The organism is Microbispora bryophytorum, from assembly GCF_006874465.1.
Classification (GTDB): domain Bacteria; phylum Actinomycetota; class Actinomycetes; order Streptosporangiales; family Streptosporangiaceae; genus Microbispora; species Microbispora bryophytorum.
This window is the reverse complement of sequence record NZ_VIRL01000002.1, coordinates 487971-503136: the sequence shown is the minus strand read 5'-3', so window position 1 is coordinate 503136 and position 15166 is coordinate 487971. Positions and strand designations below refer to the sequence as shown.

Sequence of the window (15166 nt, the reverse complement as noted above, 5' to 3'; positions counted from 1 at the left end):
CTGTTTTTCCGATCATTGTGACGGAGCCCACTAAGAGCGGCGAATCGGGCGAATTATCACTTATGGAGTCGGCGCAGGTCAGCGGGGGTGTCGATGTCCGCGGGGTCGCCCACGTCGTCGCAGGGCACGGCCGTGACCAGTTCGGGGTGCGCGCGCAGGAAGGGCCGCGCCCCCACGTCGCCCTCGGCGAGCGCGGCCACCTCCGCCAGGTGCTCGCGGGCGATGAGCACCGGATTGCGCGGCGTCCCGCCGTACGCCGCGGCGGCGACGCGGGCGCCGGCCTCGAACGCCGCGATCAGCCGGCGCACCGCCTGGGGCCGCACCAGCGGCTGGTCGGCCAGCGCGATCACCAGCGCGGGGGCGGCCGGCGGGAGCGCGCGCAGCCCGGCCCGCAGCGACGACCCCATGCCGGTCGCCCAGCCGGGATTGCGCACGACGACCGCGCCGGCGACCGGCACGTCGGCCGCCCCGACCACGATCAGCACCGGCCGGCATCCGCCCTCGGCGAGCAGCCGCACCCCGCGGTCGGCCAGCCGCTCCCCCTCGAACTCCACCAGCGCCTTCGGCCCGCCGAACCGGCTGCCGCCACCGGCGGCCAGCAGCAGCCCGGCGACCGCCGCACCGCTCACCGCGACTCGCCGTGGATGCGGCCCGACGTCTCGGTGAGCGACCTGCCGCTGCCGCCCCAGCGCAGCTGGATCAGCTCGGCCGCGATCGACACGGCCGTCTCCTCCGGCGTGCGCGCCCCGAGGTCGAGCCCGATCGGCGACCTCAGCCGGGCCAGCTCGTCCTCGGTCAGGCCGGCCTCGCGCAGCCGCGCCAGCCGGTCCGCGTGCGTGCGCCGCGACCCCATCGCCCCGACGTACGCCGCGGGGGTGCGCAGGGCCGCCTCCAGCAGCGGCACGTCGAACTTCGGGTCGTGGGTGAGCACGCAGATCACGGTGCGCTCGTCGACCTCGGCGCTGGCCAAATAATCGTGCGGCCAGGCCACCACGACCTCGTCGGCCTCCGGGAACCGCTTGGCCGTGGCGAAGACCGGCCGCGCGTCGCACACCACCACGTGGTAGCCGAGGAAGCGGCCGATCCGCGCGACGGCCGCGGCGAAGTCGATCGCGCCGAAGACCAGCATGCGCGGCGGCGGCGCGAACGACCGCACGAACACCCCAAGGTCGTCCAGCCGCCGCTCGCCCTCGGGGCCGTAGCGCCGCACGCCGGTCAGGCCCTGCGCGAGCATGCCGCGCACGTCGTCGTCCACCTCGTCGTCGAGCCGGGCCGAGCCGAGCGAGCCCGCCGCCCGGTCCGGCCAGACCAGGCGGCGGGCCCCCAGGCGACCGGGGCCGGCGATGATCGTGGCCACCGCGACCGGCCGCCGCGCGGCCACGTCCGCGGCGAGCTCCCCCAGCTCCGGATAGTCCTCCTTCGAGACCGGCTCCACGAACACGTCGATGATCCCGCCGCAGGTCAGGCCGACCGCGAAGGCGTCGTCGCCGCTCACGCCGTACCGCTGCAGCACCGGCGTCCCGGTGGCGACGACCTGCGCGGCGAGCTCGTAGACCGCTCCCTCGACGCAGCCGCCCGACACGCTGCCGGCCACCTCGCCGTCGAGGACGGCCATGGCCGCCCCCGGCGGGCGCGGCGCGCTGCGAAAGGTGCCGACGACGGTGGCGAGGCCGAACCGCCGCCCCTGCCCCCACCAGCGCATCACCTGGTCCAGCACGTCACGCATCGGCCCCTCCCCTCCTCACAGCCCGCGCGGGCCGGTCGCCGGCCAGCAGCGCGGCCAGGTCCTCGTACGCGGCCAGGCTGTGCCCGGCGACGAAATCCGTGACGTACGGCAGCGCCGCGCGGATGCCCGCGGTCAGCGGCCGGTACGCCGGGTCGCCCTTGTGCGGGTTGACCCACACGACGCGGTGGGCCACCCGGGACAGCCGGGCCATCTGCGCGCCCAGCAGGTCGGCCGGGCCCCGTTCCCACCCGTCGGAGGCGATCACGACGATCGCGCCCCGGGGATCGGGCAGGCGCAGCAGCGCCCGCACCTCCTCCCCCAGCCGGGTGCCGCCGCTCCAGTCCGGGATCGCCGCCGAGCACTCGTCCATCGCGAGGCCGGGGTCGCGGTGGCGCAGCCCGGCCGTGATCCTGGTGAGCCGGGTTCCCACGCTGAACACCTCGGTCGCCCCCGGCTCCGCGCGCACCAGCGCGTGGGCGAAGCGCAGCAGCGTGTCGGCGTAGGCGGCCATCGAGCCGCTGACGTCCACGAGCAGGACGACCCGCCGCGGGCGTTGCCTGCGCACGCGCCGGCGCAGCCGGGCCGGTTCCCCGCCGTGCCGCAGGATCTCCCTGACCGTGCGGCGCGCGTCGGTCGCGCCGCCGTGACGCGACGGGCGGTGACGCCGCGACCTGCGCGGCTGCCGCGCGCCGCGCAGCAACGCGAGCAGGCGGTGCGCCTCCCGCCGCTCGGCCTCGCTCATCCGCGCCACGTCCCGGTGCCGCAGCACCTCGATCTCGCTCGCCGTGGCCGGGGGCGCGCCCGGCTCGCCCGTCGTCTCCCGCTCCCCACCGGCGCCGGGCGCCGCCACCGGACGGGTCACGGACACGGTCGTCGCGCGCACACGGCGCGGCGCGGGGAAGCCGGCGGAGAAGTAGGCCGCGAAGCAGCGGTCGTAGCGCGGCAGGTCGTCGGGCCCGGCGCACAGGGTGAGACGCCCCGCCCAGTAGACGTTCCGCCCGTCGGCCGCGTCGAGGTGGCCGAGCGCCGCGAGGAAGCTCTGGGTGCGATGGTGGTCGGCCGCGACCCCCGCCGCCCGCAGCGTCCGGGCGAACCCCGTCAGCACCGCGACAGGCTCGGGACCGGGCGGCGCGAGCAGGCCCGGACGGCGTCCGCCCCCGCCCCGGTCAGCCACGGCCGCCGTCCGGCGTGAGCAGCCTCCGGGCCCGGACGGTCTCCTGGTCCTCCCGGTGCTTGAGCACCGCGCCCAGGGTGGCGGCGGCCAGGGCCGGATCGAGCTCCACCGCGCCGAGCGTGAGCAGTGCCTCGGCCCAGTCGAGGGTCTCCGCGATGCCCGGCGGCTTGACCAGGCCGGCCTCGCGCATCCGGCCCGCCGTCCGCGCCACGTCGGCCGCGAGCCGCTCCGCGCACGCGGGCAGGCGCCGCCGCAGGATCGCCACCTCCCGGTCGAACCCCGGGTGCTCCAGCCAGTGGTACAGGCAGCGCCGTTTGAGCGCGTCGTGCACCTCGCGGGTCCGGTTGGAGGTCAGGACGACGACCGGCGGAGTCGCCGCGCTGATCGTCCCGATCTCCGGCACCGTGATCGTGAAGTCGGACAGCACCTCAAGCAGGAACGCCTCGAACTCGTCGTCGGCCCGGTCGATCTCGTCCACGAGCAGCACGCCGGGCTGCGTCTCCAGGGCCCGCAGCAGCGGCCTGGCGATGAGGAACCGCCGGTCGTAGATCTCGCCCTCGAGCGCGGCGACGTCGGCCCTGCCGGCCGCCTCGGCCGCCTTGAGGTGCAGGAGCTGACGCGGGAAGTCCCAGTCGTACAGCGCCTGCGCCGCGTCGAGCCCCTCGTGGCACTGCAGCCTGATCAGCGGCGCGCCCAAAATCGCCGCCAGCGTCTTGGCCAGCTCGGTCTTGCCGACGCCCGCCTCGCCTTCCAGGAACAGCGGCCGACCCATCTTCAGGGCGAGATAGGCCGCGGTCGTCACGCCCTCGTCGGCCAGGTAGTCGTGGTGGTCGAGCAGCTCCGCCAGCCTCGCCGGCGCGTCGATGTCAGAGACCGTGGTCGTCCGCCGCAGCACACGGACAGGGTACGTGGCGACTGTTCCGCAAGGCTCTGGCCGAATCCACCAAAGCCGGGCGTGTCACAGGGGGCCGCGTCGCCACGATCGCACAGATCCGCCCGGGTTCTACTCCCCGTTCCCGCCCAGCACGGCGTCCAGCAGGCCGGGGAAGCGGTCGTCCAGGTCCTCCCTGCGCAGGCTCACGTACCGCTGCCGGCCCTCCGGGACGTTGCGGACGACACCGGCCTCGCGGAGGGTCCTCAGGTGGTGCGACAGCGTCGACTTCGGCACCTCTCCCCCGGTGGGCTGGCACGCCGCCACCTCCAGCGGGCCCTGCGCGAGCCGCCGCACGAGCGCCAGCCGCGAGGGGTCGCTGAGCGCGAACAGCACGTCGGTCAGCACCAGGGTCGCGGCGTCGGGGTGCGGTAGGTCCCGGGCTCCAGGCATAGTTCCATAATAGTTGAACGATCAGGCACCCCGCGCTGATCGCGGCCCTGTTCGTGGGCGGGCTCTTTAGGATTCGGCACCATGACCGACGATCGGAGCCTGCCCCGGCCCGGCTGCCTCACCGGCTCGCCGGCCGGGCGGGCCCTCGCCGCCGAGCTGGAGGCCCGCTGGGCGCAACCGCACCGGCGCTACCACACCACGGCCCATCTGCGGGCGGTCCTGGCCGCGATCGAGCCGCTCGCCGCCCAGGCCGCCGACGCCGACGCCGTACGGCTGGCCGCGTGGTTCCACGACGCCGTCTACGACGGACGGCCGGGAGGGGACGAGGAACGCAGCGCCCAGCTCGCGCAGTCCCGGCTGCCCGCCTGCGGCCTGCCCGCGGAGCGGGTGCGGGAGGTGGCCCGGCTCGTGCGGGTCACGGCGGGGCACTCCTACGAGCCCGGCGACATGAACGCGGCCGTCCTGTGCGACGCCGACCTGGCGATCCTCGCGGCGCCGCCCGGCGCCTACGAGGCGTACAGGAGGGCCGTGCGCGAGGAGTACCGGCACGTGCCGGACGCGGCTTTCAGGGCCGGACGGGCCGGGGTGCTGCGCGGGTTCCTCGGCAAGGCCCGCCTGTTCGGCACCCCGGTGGGCCGGGACCTGTGGGAGCGGCGGGCACGCGAGAACATCGCCGCCGAGCTCGCCGGCCTCTGAGACGCCGGGAGCCTTTACAACGTAGATTCCGACCGGGTCTTCCGCCGGCGCAGGCCCGCGTCCGTCAGCCGCCGCACCAGCTCCCGGCTGCCGACAGGCTCGGCCCCGAGGACCACGGCCCGGTCGTAGACCGTCTCCGGCACGTCGTAGTGGTCCCGGTCGAAGGCCCGTACGGGCACGCCGAGCAGGCGGGCGAACGCGTGCAGCTCCTCCAGCGAGGAGTCGCTGACCAGGTGGGACCACAGCAGGCCGCGAGGCCCCGGCCAGTTCGGCCGGTCAATCAGCACCGCCATGCACCCCTCCCCGTTCGACGCGAGCTTAGCCGTCCCCGGAGCGCCGCCGTGGCAGCGGGCTTCCGCCACGGCGACGCGTACCGGCGATCAGAGCCAGCCCGGCAGCGGGGGCCCGGCGACCACGCTGGGACGCCCCAGCAGGTAGGCCGTGACCTCCGCCAGCTCCCCGTGAACCGGCACCGGCACCGTCGCCGTCACAGGCACCGTCGCCGCCGGCGGCGGGCAGCTTTCCCGCATGCCTAGCTCGAATCGGTCGCCGGTGTCGGCGGCGGTGAGAGTGACGAGTGGGACCTCCGCGTTGCCGGAGAGCCCGGCGACGGCGTCCGCGGCGAGCGCCCGGAGCAGGTCCGCGGGCAAAGTCGCGCAGGCTCACGCGCGCAGGTCGCCGGCCGGCAGCGCGGCGCCCGCGTCGATGTCGGCCGTCCGCTGCCGCGGTGAGGAATACATCGGGTTCTCCACCCCGGTGCGCGCCCAGCCGAGCAGGTTGACCAGGGCGTCGGCGTTGCAGGCGACGTGCGCGACGACCTCGCGGCGGCGCCAGCCCGGCAGCGCCGAGGGCTCGTCGAGACCGGCGTCGCCGATCCCGCCCAGTGTGTTCTCGAACAGGGCGGTGCCCTCTTCTACCCGGGCCAGCGCGCGCGCGGTCACGCCTTCTCCCGCCGGCAGACGTTGCGGCACTCGCCGATCAGCGCGCGGCTGTACTTGGCGAAGATGGTCGGATGCGAGGGCAGCTCGCGCCCCCTCTCGAGGATGTGGTTGCGGTAGTTCTGCCCGACACAGATGATCTTTTCGGGTGCGATCACGAGAGGGGCGTAGTCCAGCTCTTCGAGCAGGTGGGCGGGGCCCTCGGCGACGGCGACGGCGCCGCACCAGTCCGGCCCGCGCAGCACCTCCACCAGGTCGGCGGCGCCGAGCTCGATCGCGGCGTCGACGTGCTTCCCGGCGAGGAACTGTGCGCCCTCTACCCTCGGGGCGTCTCGCGCGGCGCCACCGCGATCGGCGACCTGGCCGGTCCCCTGCGCGCCTGCATCGCCCGCATCACCGCGGCCCTGGGGGTTGGGCCGCGACGCCCCTCCTCCTCGGGTCCGGGCATACGGCCGATTTCACGACCTTCGTTTCTCGCCCTGCCATCAGGCGAATGTGACCGGCGAAAACCGGGCCGGTCACACTCGAGCGCCGGACGGCCGAGGAGAGGCGGTGGGTCACGCAAGGGCCACCGCGATGTGCACCGGCTCCCCGTTCCGCGGCGATCTACGCCCGCATCCACTCCCTAGCATTTCCCCTTTATCCGCGTGCACTTGGGACAGCATTTGAACTTACGGTGGTTCGTGCATCGGTAGGTGCACCGGGGCGGCTTCGGCTTCACATAGGAATTGCCGGGATCCGCCTGTGTGACGGCCGCGCCACTGACGCTCGCCGGCGCCGACGCCGACGCCGCGGACGCCGCGGCCGGCCAGAGCGCGATCGCGCCGAGGAGCGCCGAGCCGGCGATCATGCTGAGTCGTCCACCTCGCATGGCCGTTCTCCCTGTCGATCAAGCCGCGGTGCGGCGAATTGTTTCGCTTCTCGCTCATTGTCCGAATTTCTGGCCGGAGGCGTCCAGCCCAGCACCCGCCACGCGGATGATCCAGGGAAAATCCGATGCGATTCCCGATCCGGCGATTGGCATGGATCGATGAATGACGGACCGGGCCGGCTCCCGAATGGTCCCGCCTCCGGTTTCCGCTGACGCGGGATCTACGTCCGCACGAGGCGCCGGATCTCGACGGGCCGCATTTTCCGGCGAATTCACAGCGCCTTGCGTGCTTTCGCCATGCCAATCGTGCGGCGGCCCCAAAATGTCCCTCCGGGCACGGCATGGAAATCGCCCCGACCCGGCAAAAGCCCGCATAGACGCCACCCGGACGGCAACCGTCGTCCAGGACGCCCTCACGGAGGAGGGCCGGCACGGCCCCGCGACATCCGCGACCCCGTGAGCGGCGCGGCGATGGGCGCCGATCACCCACCCGCGACGGCCCTGATTCGGCACGCCACCCGGCGCACGGGCCGGTGCACGGGCCGGGTGCGCGAGACGGTGCACGGGCCGGGTGCGCCGCCGCTCAACCACAAGGTCCACACGATCCACTGGTTCACAGGGGGAAACGATGGCTGGACGAACTGTTCGATCCCTGACCGCGCTCGCGGCGGCGGCCGTGCTGACGATGGCGCTGCTCGTCGGCTGCGGCGGCACGACCACCGCCCCGGCCTCCGGGAACGCCGCCGCGGCCGGCCCGGCGGCGCGCGTCACGCCGACCGCGGCCGACAGCGAGTACAGCTCGCCGTGCCCGACCGGCGGCAACGCCAAGAAATTCGCCAAGACCCGGTTCGCGCTGCACGCGGGTCTCGCGCTCGGCGCCTTCCACCGCTATGTCTACAAGCCGCTGCGCAGCGGCGGCTTCAAGGCCGGAGCCGACAAACGCAAGCGCACGATCGCCAAGGCAGTGATCGCCGGCGCCTTCGCCCTGCACCAGCTGAAGGTCGCCAGGGGCTTCGCCGCGGCCAATCCGACGTTGTGCAAAGCCGTCGAGGGCGTGAGCAACCAGTTCTCCGCACTGACCGGCAAGCTGCGGAACGGCACCGTCACGGCGGCCGACGTCGACGCCGGCAAGAGTTCGATGGACGGCCTGCAGCGCGACGCCGCGAAGACCGGCTACAAGTTCGAGGAGCAGAACGTCTCCATCCCGGGCGTGAGCTGACCGCCGTGTAAGACGGCCGCGGGCCCGGCCGGCGTCCCGCGCACCGGCCGGGCCACCGGTCACCCCTGACCCGCCGCTGGCGAGCCGGCCTGTACGACGAGCCCGGTTCGTACGACGAGCCCGGTTCGTAAACCTATTGACTTGGTAGGAAATACAGGTAACCCTGGTGGCGAATCCTTCGTCATCGACTGCGAGGTGTGTCCATGTCCGTCGTCGAACTCCGTAGCGAGTTGAGAGGCGCGGTCCGGGCGGATCCCCAACCGCGTCCCCGGCCGCAGCTCCGCTCCGCCGGGGCCCGCGGCCCGCGGAGGGGGTGGCACCGGTGGGTCAGCCCGCTCGCTGTCGTGCTGCTGTGGCAGCTCGCCAGCGCGCTCGGGCTGCTGCCCGCCCGGCTGCTCGCCGCCCCGTCGCAGATCGCCGTGACCGCGCTCGACCTGGTGCGCTCGGGAACGCTGCCCACGGCGATCGCGGTGTCCCTCGAACGGGTGCTCCTCGGCTTCGCCGCCGGAGCGGTCGCGGGCGTCGGCCTCGCGCTGGTCGCCGGGCTGAGCCGGCCCGGCGAGAACGCCGTCGACCCGCTCATGCAGATGCTCAGGGCACTGCCCTTCTTCGGGCTGATCCCGCTGTTCATCCTCTGGTTCGGCATCGGGGAGACGCCCAAGGTGCTGCTGGTGGCGCTCGCCGTCTCCTTCCCGCTCTATCTCAACACGTTCGCGGGCATCCGCGGCGTGGACGGCAAGCTCGCCGAGGTCGCCCGGACGCTCAGGCTCGGGCGGACCGCGCTCGTGCGGCACATCGTGCTGCCCGGCGCGCTCCCCCAGACGCTCGTCGGGCTGCGGCAGAGCCTCGGGGTGGCCTGGCTGGCGCTGATCGTGGCCGAGCAGGTCAACGCCGACGCCGGCCTCGGCTACATGATCAACGATGCGCGGGAGTTCCTGCGCACCGACGTGATCGTGGTCGGCCTGCTCGTCTACAGCGCGCTCGGCCTGCTCACCGACGCCCTGGTCCGGCTCCTGGAAAGGAGGGCACTGGTATGGCGGCGCGAGTTCCTGTCCCGGTGAGCGTCCCCGTGGATGTCCCCGTGGATGTCCCCGTGGGTGCGCACGCCCCGGGCGCCGTACAGCCGGCGGAGGCCGCACTGGCCACCGTGCGCGGGCTCACCCGGCGCTTCGGCGACCGTACGGTGCTCGACGGCCTCGACCTGACGATCTCGCGCGGCGAGTTCGTCGCGCTCCTCGGCCGCAGCGGCTCGGGCAAGTCCACGCTGCTGCGCGCACTCGCCGGCCTGGACGAGGAGGCCGAGGGCGGCCTGGAGGTGGACGGCTCGGTGGCCGTGGCCTTCCAGGAGCCCCGGCTGGTGCCGTGGAAGCGGGTGCGCGACAACCTCACGCTCGGCCTGGCCGCACCCGACCCGACCGGCCGGGCGGACGCGGCGCTGGCCGAGGTGGGCCTGGCCGACCGGGCGCGGGCCTGGCCGCTGACGCTGTCCGGCGGCGAGGCGCAGCGGGCGAGCCTGGCCCGCGCGCTCGTCCGCGACCCGGGGCTGCTGCTGCTCGACGAGCCGTTCAGCGCGCTCGACGCGCTGACCCGGATCACCGTGCACCGACTGGTGCTCGACCTGTGGGCGGCGCACGGCCCGGCCGTGCTGCTGGTGACCCACGACGTGGACGAGGCGCTGCTGCTGGCCGACCGGATCCTGGTGCTCGACGGCGGGCGCGTCGCACACGAATGGACCGTCACCGCGCCGCGCCCCCGGCACCGCGACCACCCCGACCTGCTCACCCTGCGCGCGGCCCTGCTGTCCGCGCTGGGCGTCACCCCGGAAGGACCCGCATGACCAGGAGAGCGCTCGTCGCGCTGCTGATCGCCCTGGCGTCCGCCGCCACGGCCTGCGCCGGGACGGGACAGGGCGCGTCCGGGGGGAAGGACGGACAGGCCACGGACCGCGTCACTCTCCGGGTCGGCGACCAGAAGGCCGGGTCGCAGGCTTTGCTCAAGGCCGCCGGGCTGCTCGACGGCACCTCCTACGCGATCACGTGGTCGCAGTTCACCTCTGGGCCGCCGCTGCTGGAGGCGGTCAACGCGGGCGCGGTCGACATCGGCGGCGTGGGCAACACCCCGCCCGTCTTCGCCGCCGCGTCCGGCTCGAAGATCAAGATCGTGGCGGCGTACCGGCAGAGCGCCAAGGGATCGGCGATCCTCGTCCCCGGCGGGTCCGCGATCACCTCGCCCGCCCAGCTCAAGGGTAAGAAGATCGCGGTCGCCAAGGGCAGCTCGGCCCACTACCACCTGCTGGCGGTCCTGAAGAAGGAGGGCCTGACCTTCAAGGACATCCAGCCGCAGTATCTCCAGCCCGCCGACGCCCTGGCGGCGTTCTCGTCCGGCACCGTCGACGCCTGGGCCATCTGGGACCCCTTCACCTCCCAGGCCGAGATCCAGCACAAGGCCCGGCTCTTGGTCGACGGCGCGGGCCTCGTCAACGGCCTGGGCTTCCAGGTCGCCGCTCCCGCCGCGCTCGACGACGCGGGCAGGCGAACCGCGATCGGCGACTTCCTCACCCGGCTGGGAAAGGCGCGCAACTGGGCCGCCACCCACCTGGACGAGTGGGCGCAGGTGTGGGCGCAGGAGACCGGCCTGCCGATCGAGGTAGCGGACGCGGCCGTGGCCAACGCCGTCGCCACCCCCGTCGTGATCGACGAGTCGGTCGTCTCCTCGGAACAGGAGATCGCCGACGCGTTCACCGCCGAGGGCCTCGTGCCGGGCACCATCACGTTCTCCCAGTTCGTGGACGACCGCTTCAACGACGTCGTCAGGAAGGCGCAGCAATGAAATTCCACTGGTTCCTGCCCACCTCGGGCGACGGCAGAGCGATAACCGGCGGCGGGCACGGCCTGCGCCGCGCGCACGGGCGGTCTCCGGCCACCGCGTTCCGGCCGCCCACGATCGACTACCTCGCCCAGGTGGCCCGCGCGGCCGAGCAGGTGGGGTTCGAGGCCGTGCTCACCCCCACGGGCACCTACTGCGAGGACGCCTGGCTCGTCACCGCCGCGCTGACCCAGGTGACGACCCGGCTGAAGTTCCTGGTCGCGTTCCGTCCCGGGGTGCTGTCCCCCACGCTCGCGGCGCAGATGGCCGCCACCTACCAGCGGATCTCCGGCGGCCGGCTGCTGCTGAACGTCGTGACCGGCGGGGAGGCGGCCGAGCAGCGGCGGTTCGGCGACCACCTGGGCAAGGACGAGCGGTACGCGCGGACCGCCGAGTTCCTGTCGATCGTGCGCGGCGCGTGGGACGGGCCGTTCGACTTCACCGGCGCCTACTACGACGTCGAGGGGGCGACGGTCGCCGAACGGCCCGACCCCGTGCCCGAGCTGTACTTCGGCGGCTCCTCGGCCGCCGCGGGCCCGGTCGCCGCCCGGCACGTGGACGTCTACCTCACCTGGGGCGAGCCGCCGTCCCAGGTCGCGGCCAAGCTCGACTGGATGCGGGAGCTGGCCGCCGCCGAGGGCCGCACGCTGCGCTTCGGTATCCGCCTGCACGTGATCACGAGGGACACCTCCAAGGAGGCGTGGGCGGAGGCCGGGCGGCTGCTCGACCAGATCTCCCCCGAGGACATCGCGTCGGCGCGGGCCGTCCTGGCCCGCAGCGAGTCGGTGGGGCAGCAGCGGATGCTCGCGCTCCACGAGGGCTTCCACGGGAGCCGCAACGGGAACCTCAACGACGGCCGCGACGGGAACCTCAACGGGGGCCGCAACGGCGGCAGGGTCAGGGACCTGGAGATCCACCCCGGGCTGTGGGCGGGGGTCGGCCTGGTGCGGGGCGGCGCGGGCACCGCGCTCGTCGGCAGCCACGCGGAGGTCGCCGACCTCGTCGAGGAGTACGCCTCACTCGGCGTGGAGGAGTTCGTCCTGTCCGGATACCCGCACCTGGAGGAGGCCTTCTGGTTCGGTGAGGGCGTGCTGCCCGAGCTGCGCCGGCGGGGCCTGCTCGGCGCCGGCGATCCGGTACGGCTGAGCGCCTGACGGCGCACCGGGGCACCCGCGCGCACCGCGTCGGTGCCATCTCGGTGCCGCGTCGGTGCCGCGTCGGTGCCGTGTCGGTGCCGTGTCGGTGCCGTGCCGCCCTGGCCACCCGTGCCGCCCCGGCCGCCCCCGCCGCGTCACAGGCGGTCGGGGGCCTCGCCGTGCTCGCGGATGAGGGCGGTGAGCTGGGCCACCGCCCGTCGCGATCGTTCCCGCTCGGTGCTCTGGATGCCCATCGCGCCCAGGCTGAGCCCGTTGGCGAGGTCCAGCTTGGGCCAGGGGTCGCCCTCCACCATGGTGACGTCCAGCACCTCGGCCCACTCGAAGCGGTGGACCCGCAGGGGGTTCACGACCGTGATCCCCTGCTCGTCCGCCCGCACCCGCAGGCGGCCGAGCAGGTGCAGCACGCACGCCACCGCCAGGCCGAAGGCGACCATGCCCAGCCGGTCGGGGAGCTTGAACTGCTCCGGCAGGCCGACGGCCAGCAGGACCGAGCCGATCACCATCACCGCCGCCATGCCGTACGCCATGATCGTCGTGATGCGGGGACGCCAGGTGACCGGCAGCGGAGGCGTGCTCTCAGGCATGACGGCCCCCGCGAGTGGACACGGCGCGGGGGCGTACGGCGTGCCGGGCCCGCGGGGCCGCGGGCGGATACTGCGAGATCACCAATCAAGTCTTCCCGGCTCGGCGCTGCGGATGCGAGGGCTGCGTGTGCGTGGGCCGCGGATGCGAGGGCTGCGGATGCGAGGGCTGCGGCTAGGAGGATCGGGCGAGGCCGGCCGGCGAGGCGAGGCCGCGAAGGAGGAGGGCGGTCTCCAGGGCGGCGATCGTCGCCTCATACCCCTTGTCCTCCTTGCTGCCCGGCACGCCGGACCGCTCGACCGCTTGATCAAGGGTGTCACAGGTGAGCACCCCGTTGCCCACCGGGGTCGACTCGTCGAGCGCGACCCTGGTCAGACCGGCGGTCACCGAGTCGCAGACGTAGTCGAAGTGGGCCGTGTCCCCCCGGATCACCACGCCGAGCGCAACGACGGCGTCGTAGCGCCGGGCCAGGGCCTGCGCGACCACCGGGATCTCCAGCGACCCGGCCACGCGGGCCGTGACCACGGCCGCGCCGCTGTCCCGCGCGGCCCGCTCCGCCCTCGCGAGCAACTGGTCGGTGATCTCCTCGTGCCACCGGGCGGCGACGATGCCGACGGTCAGCCCGCCCGCGTCCACCGCCGCCGCGTCCGGCCGTCCCTCACCGCTCATGCGTTCCTCCTCGTATGACCACCCGAAGTGCTGATGCGCCCGTTCATGAGGCCTCCTTGCCGAAGTGCTCGCCGTGGATGTCGCGGGGGACGCCGCCCGAGATCTCGTGGCCGAGCCGGTCGCGTTTGGCGGTGAGATACCTCTCGTTGTACGGGTTCATCGCCACCGGCATGGCCTCGCGGCCCAGGACCTTGATGCCGTACCCATCCATGCCCCGCACCTTGGCCGGGTTGTTGGTCAGCAGCCGCACCGACTTCACGCCGAGGTCGGCGAGCATCTGCCCGGCGTTGGAGAACTCCCTGGCGTCCACCGGCAGCCCCAGCTCCAGGTTGGCGTCGACGGTGTCGCTGCCGTTGTCCTGCAGGCTGTAGGCGCGCAGCTTGGCCAGCAGGCCGATACCCCGCCCCTCATGGCCGCGCAGGTACACGATCACGCCGCGCCCCTTCTCCGCGATCATGCGCATCGCGGTGTCGAGCTGCACGCCGCAGTCGCAGCGCAGCGAGCCGAGCACGTCGCCGGTGAGGCACTCCGAGTGCGCCCGGACGAGCACGTTCTCGCCGTCGTCGATGTCGCCGTACACCAGCGCGACATGCTCGCCGCCGTCCAGCGCGCTGGCGTAGCCGTATGCCCGCCAGACGCCGTAGCGGTTGGGGATGCGCGTCTCGGCGACCCGGGTGACCATCCGCTCGGACCTGCGGCGGTGCTCGATGAGCTGCTCGATCGACACGAGCGCGAGGTCGTGCTCGTCGGCGAACTCGCGCAGGCGGGGCAGCCGCGCCATCGTGCCGTCGTCGTTGACGATCTCGGCGAGCGCGCCGGCCGGGGTCAGCCCGGCGAGCCTGGCGAGGTCCACCGACGCCTCGGTGTGCCCAGGCCGGGCCAGCACGCCGCCCTCGCGGTAGCGCAGCGGGAAGATGTGGCCCGGCCGGACCAGCTCGTACGGCTCGGTGGCCGAGTCGCACAGCGTCCTGATCGTCTTGGCCCGGTCGGCGGCGGAGATGCCCGTCGTCACGCCGTCCCTGGCGTCCACGCTGATCGTGTACGCGGTGCGCAGACGCTCGCGGTTGTCCTGCACCATCAGCGGCAGGCCGAGCCGGTCGAGCGTGGCCCCCTCCGTGCCCACGCAGATGACGCCGCTCGTGTAGCGGATCATGAAGGCGACCAGCTCGGGCGTGGCCTTCGACGCCGCGAAGATGAGGTCGCCCTCGTTCTCGCGGTTCTCGTTGTCCACCACCACGACGGGTCTGCCGTCCCTGATGTCGTTGACGGCCCGCTCGATCGGGTCCAGCCTGATCTCGCTCACGCGGTCACCGCCCGCAACTCGCGCGACTGCCGCAGCCAGCCGCGGAACCCGATCAACACCATCACGAAGAACACTCCGTAGACCAGGCCGGAAACCACGAGCCCGGAGTTGAACGCCAGCGGAACCCCCACGAGGTCCACGGCGACCCAGATGATCCAGAAGTCGACCAGGGCTCTGCCCTGCGCCCAGGTGGCGACCGCGCTGCCGACGAAGATGTACGCGTCGGGCCACGGCGCCCAGGAGATCTTCCAGCCCCGGGAGTTGAGGAGGACGAACAGCAGCGCGACCGCGACCGTCCCGGCGATCATGACGCTGACGAGCGCCACGCGCTCCCGGACGCGCGCCGAGCGGATCGGCAGCTCCGCGCCGCCGCGCATGCCGCGCGTCCACCTCACCCAGCCGTAGACCGCCAGGACGCCGAACAGCGCCTGCTTGAGCGCGTTGCCGGTGATGTGCGCGCTGACCGACGCCACGAACAGCAGCGCCGACCCGAGTAACTGCACCGGCCAGGTCCAGATCGTCCTCCTGATCGCGAGCCAGACCGTGCCCAGCGCGCACACGTTGCCCACCAGGTCGGTCCACAGCACGGGCTTGCCGAACGCGTAGAAGGCCGCCGCGTCGGTCCAGCTCATGCCACCTCCT

General features: G+C 73.5%; 20 protein-coding genes. 7 read left to right on the top strand and 13 right to left on the bottom strand.

The window, feature by feature from the left end; translation table 11 throughout:
* Positions 1-56: 56 nt before the first annotated feature.
* From FLX07_RS06650 to FLX07_RS06630, 5 genes are all read right to left on the bottom strand, one after another.
* Positions 57-629, bottom strand: a complete 573-nt coding sequence (locus tag FLX07_RS06650; RefSeq protein ID WP_142568576.1) for a nucleotidyltransferase family protein — start codon at positions 627-629, stop codon at positions 57-59.
* A complete protein-coding gene (locus FLX07_RS06645) occupies positions 626-1726 on the bottom strand; it encodes an XdhC family protein (RefSeq protein WP_142568574.1) in 1101 nt (366 codons plus the stop codon). Before FLX07_RS06645 ends, FLX07_RS06650 begins: the two co-directional genes overlap by 4 nt.
* Positions 1719-2900: a vWA domain-containing protein gene (locus FLX07_RS06640; RefSeq protein WP_308424398.1), complete on the bottom strand. Its 1182-nt coding sequence runs from the start codon at positions 2898-2900 to the stop codon at positions 1719-1721. The genes FLX07_RS06645 and FLX07_RS06640 overlap by 8 nt, the downstream gene beginning before the upstream one ends.
* A complete protein-coding gene (locus FLX07_RS06635; protein WP_142568572.1) occupies positions 2893-3795 on the bottom strand; it encodes an AAA family ATPase in 903 nt (300 codons plus the stop codon). Before FLX07_RS06635 ends, FLX07_RS06640 begins: the two co-directional genes overlap by 8 nt.
* 108 nt (positions 3796-3903) lie before the next feature.
* On the bottom strand, positions 3904-4224 hold the full coding sequence (locus FLX07_RS06630) for an ArsR/SmtB family transcription factor (RefSeq protein WP_142568570.1): 321 nt from the start codon (positions 4222-4224) through the stop codon (positions 3904-3906).
* Between the two features lie 81 nt (positions 4225-4305).
* On the opposite strand from FLX07_RS06630, the gene FLX07_RS06625 reads away from it, so the two are divergent.
* A complete protein-coding gene (locus FLX07_RS06625; protein WP_142568568.1) occupies positions 4306-4920 on the top strand; it encodes an HD domain-containing protein in 615 nt (204 codons plus the stop codon).
* A 14-nt stretch (positions 4921-4934) separates the two neighbouring features.
* On the opposite strand, the gene FLX07_RS06620 is transcribed toward FLX07_RS06625, so the two are convergent.
* From FLX07_RS06620 to FLX07_RS06605, 4 genes are all read right to left on the bottom strand, one after another.
* Positions 4935-5213, bottom strand: coding sequence for a DUF4031 domain-containing protein (locus FLX07_RS06620; RefSeq protein WP_142568567.1), 279 nt, complete (start codon positions 5211-5213; stop codon positions 4935-4937).
* A gap of 87 nt (positions 5214-5300) precedes the next feature.
* Entirely contained in the window at positions 5301-5570 is a 270-nt protein-coding gene (locus FLX07_RS06615; protein WP_142568565.1) for a DinB family protein, read from the bottom strand.
* 12 nt (positions 5571-5582) lie between these two features.
* Positions 5583-5861, bottom strand: a complete 279-nt coding sequence (locus FLX07_RS06610; RefSeq protein ID WP_142568563.1) for a maleylpyruvate isomerase N-terminal domain-containing protein — start codon at positions 5859-5861, stop codon at positions 5583-5585.
* The gene (locus tag FLX07_RS06605) at positions 5858-6103 is read right to left on the bottom strand and encodes a hypothetical protein (RefSeq protein WP_142568561.1); all 246 of its coding nucleotides are present in this window, start codon (positions 6101-6103) and stop codon (positions 5858-5860) included. Before FLX07_RS06605 ends, FLX07_RS06610 begins: the two co-directional genes overlap by 4 nt.
* A 501-nt stretch (positions 6104-6604) precedes the next feature.
* Between FLX07_RS06605 and FLX07_RS06600 the strand changes: the two genes are divergently transcribed.
* The 6 genes from FLX07_RS06600 (at position 6605) to FLX07_RS06575 (ending at position 11967) form a co-directional block, all read left to right on the top strand.
* Entirely contained in the window at positions 6605-6892 is a 288-nt protein-coding gene (locus FLX07_RS06600) for a hypothetical protein (protein ID WP_142568559.1), read from the top strand.
* A gap of 465 nt (positions 6893-7357) precedes the next feature.
* Positions 7358-7948: a hypothetical protein gene (locus tag FLX07_RS06595; protein ID WP_223852709.1), complete on the top strand. Its 591-nt coding sequence runs from the start codon at positions 7358-7360 to the stop codon at positions 7946-7948.
* A gap of 203 nt (positions 7949-8151) precedes the next feature.
* Entirely contained in the window at positions 8152-9009 is an 858-nt protein-coding gene (locus FLX07_RS06590) for an ABC transporter permease (RefSeq protein ID WP_142568557.1), read from the top strand.
* 20 nt (positions 9010-9029) lie between these two features.
* On the top strand, positions 9030-9785 hold the full coding sequence (locus FLX07_RS06585) for an ABC transporter ATP-binding protein (protein WP_373292517.1): 756 nt from the start codon (positions 9030-9032) through the stop codon (positions 9783-9785).
* Positions 9782-10777, top strand: coding sequence for an ABC transporter substrate-binding protein (locus FLX07_RS06580; protein WP_142568554.1), 996 nt, complete (start codon positions 9782-9784; stop codon positions 10775-10777). Before FLX07_RS06585 ends, FLX07_RS06580 begins: the two co-directional genes overlap by 4 nt.
* Positions 10774-11967 carry an LLM class flavin-dependent oxidoreductase gene (locus FLX07_RS06575; protein ID WP_142568552.1) on the top strand — a complete coding sequence of 398 codons (1194 nt, stop codon included), beginning with the start codon at positions 10774-10776 and terminating at the stop codon, positions 11965-11967. The genes FLX07_RS06580 and FLX07_RS06575 overlap by 4 nt, the downstream gene beginning before the upstream one ends.
* A gap of 137 nt (positions 11968-12104) precedes the next feature.
* Here the strand turns inward: FLX07_RS06575 and FLX07_RS06570 are convergent, their stop codons facing one another.
* The 4 genes from FLX07_RS06570 to FLX07_RS06555 form a co-directional block, all read right to left on the bottom strand.
* On the bottom strand, positions 12105-12554 hold the full coding sequence (locus FLX07_RS06570; protein ID WP_142568550.1) for a PH domain-containing protein: 450 nt from the start codon (positions 12552-12554) through the stop codon (positions 12105-12107).
* A 172-nt stretch (positions 12555-12726) separates the two neighbouring features.
* Positions 12727-13221, bottom strand: a complete 495-nt coding sequence (gene ribH / locus FLX07_RS06565) for a 6,7-dimethyl-8-ribityllumazine synthase (protein WP_142568548.1) — start codon at positions 13219-13221, stop codon at positions 12727-12729.
* A 43-nt stretch (positions 13222-13264) separates the two neighbouring features.
* Positions 13265-14524: a bifunctional 3,4-dihydroxy-2-butanone-4-phosphate synthase/GTP cyclohydrolase II gene (locus FLX07_RS06560; protein ID WP_142568546.1), complete on the bottom strand. Its 1260-nt coding sequence runs from the start codon at positions 14522-14524 to the stop codon at positions 13265-13267.
* On the bottom strand, positions 14521-15156 hold the full coding sequence (locus FLX07_RS06555) for a nicotinamide mononucleotide transporter family protein (protein ID WP_142568545.1): 636 nt from the start codon (positions 15154-15156) through the stop codon (positions 14521-14523). Before FLX07_RS06555 ends, FLX07_RS06560 begins: the two co-directional genes overlap by 4 nt.
* Positions 15157-15166: the final 10 nt, after the last annotated feature.

Excerpts from the sequence above, each read along its gene's own strand:
- FLX07_RS06645 (WP_142568574.1), bottom strand. The coding sequence starts at position 1,726 with ATGCGTGACGTGCTGGACCAGGTGATGCGCTGGTGGGGGCAGGGGCGG.
- FLX07_RS06630 (WP_142568570.1), bottom strand. The coding sequence starts at position 4,224 with ATGCCTGGAGCCCGGGACCTACCGCACCCCGACGCCGCGACCCTGGTG.
- FLX07_RS06625 (WP_142568568.1), top strand. The coding sequence starts at position 4,306 with ATGACCGACGATCGGAGCCTGCCCCGGCCCGGCTGCCTCACCGGCTCG.
- FLX07_RS06620 (WP_142568567.1), bottom strand. The coding sequence starts at position 5,213 with ATGGCGGTGCTGATTGACCGGCCGAACTGGCCGGGGCCTCGCGGCCTG.
- FLX07_RS06595 (WP_223852709.1), top strand. The coding sequence starts at position 7,358 with ATGGCTGGACGAACTGTTCGATCCCTGACCGCGCTCGCGGCGGCGGCC.
- FLX07_RS06590 (WP_142568557.1), top strand. The coding sequence starts at position 8,152 with ATGTCCGTCGTCGAACTCCGTAGCGAGTTGAGAGGCGCGGTCCGGGCG.
- FLX07_RS06580 (WP_142568554.1), top strand. The coding sequence starts at position 9,782 with ATGACCAGGAGAGCGCTCGTCGCGCTGCTGATCGCCCTGGCGTCCGCC.
- FLX07_RS06575 (WP_142568552.1), top strand. The coding sequence starts at position 10,774 with ATGAAATTCCACTGGTTCCTGCCCACCTCGGGCGACGGCAGAGCGATA.
- FLX07_RS06570 (WP_142568550.1), bottom strand. The coding sequence starts at position 12,554 with ATGCCTGAGAGCACGCCTCCGCTGCCGGTCACCTGGCGTCCCCGCATC.
- ribH (WP_142568548.1), bottom strand. The coding sequence starts at position 13,221 with ATGAGCGGTGAGGGACGGCCGGACGCGGCGGCGGTGGACGCGGGCGGG.
- FLX07_RS06555 (WP_142568545.1), bottom strand. The coding sequence starts at position 15,156 with ATGAGCTGGACCGACGCGGCGGCCTTCTACGCGTTCGGCAAGCCCGTG.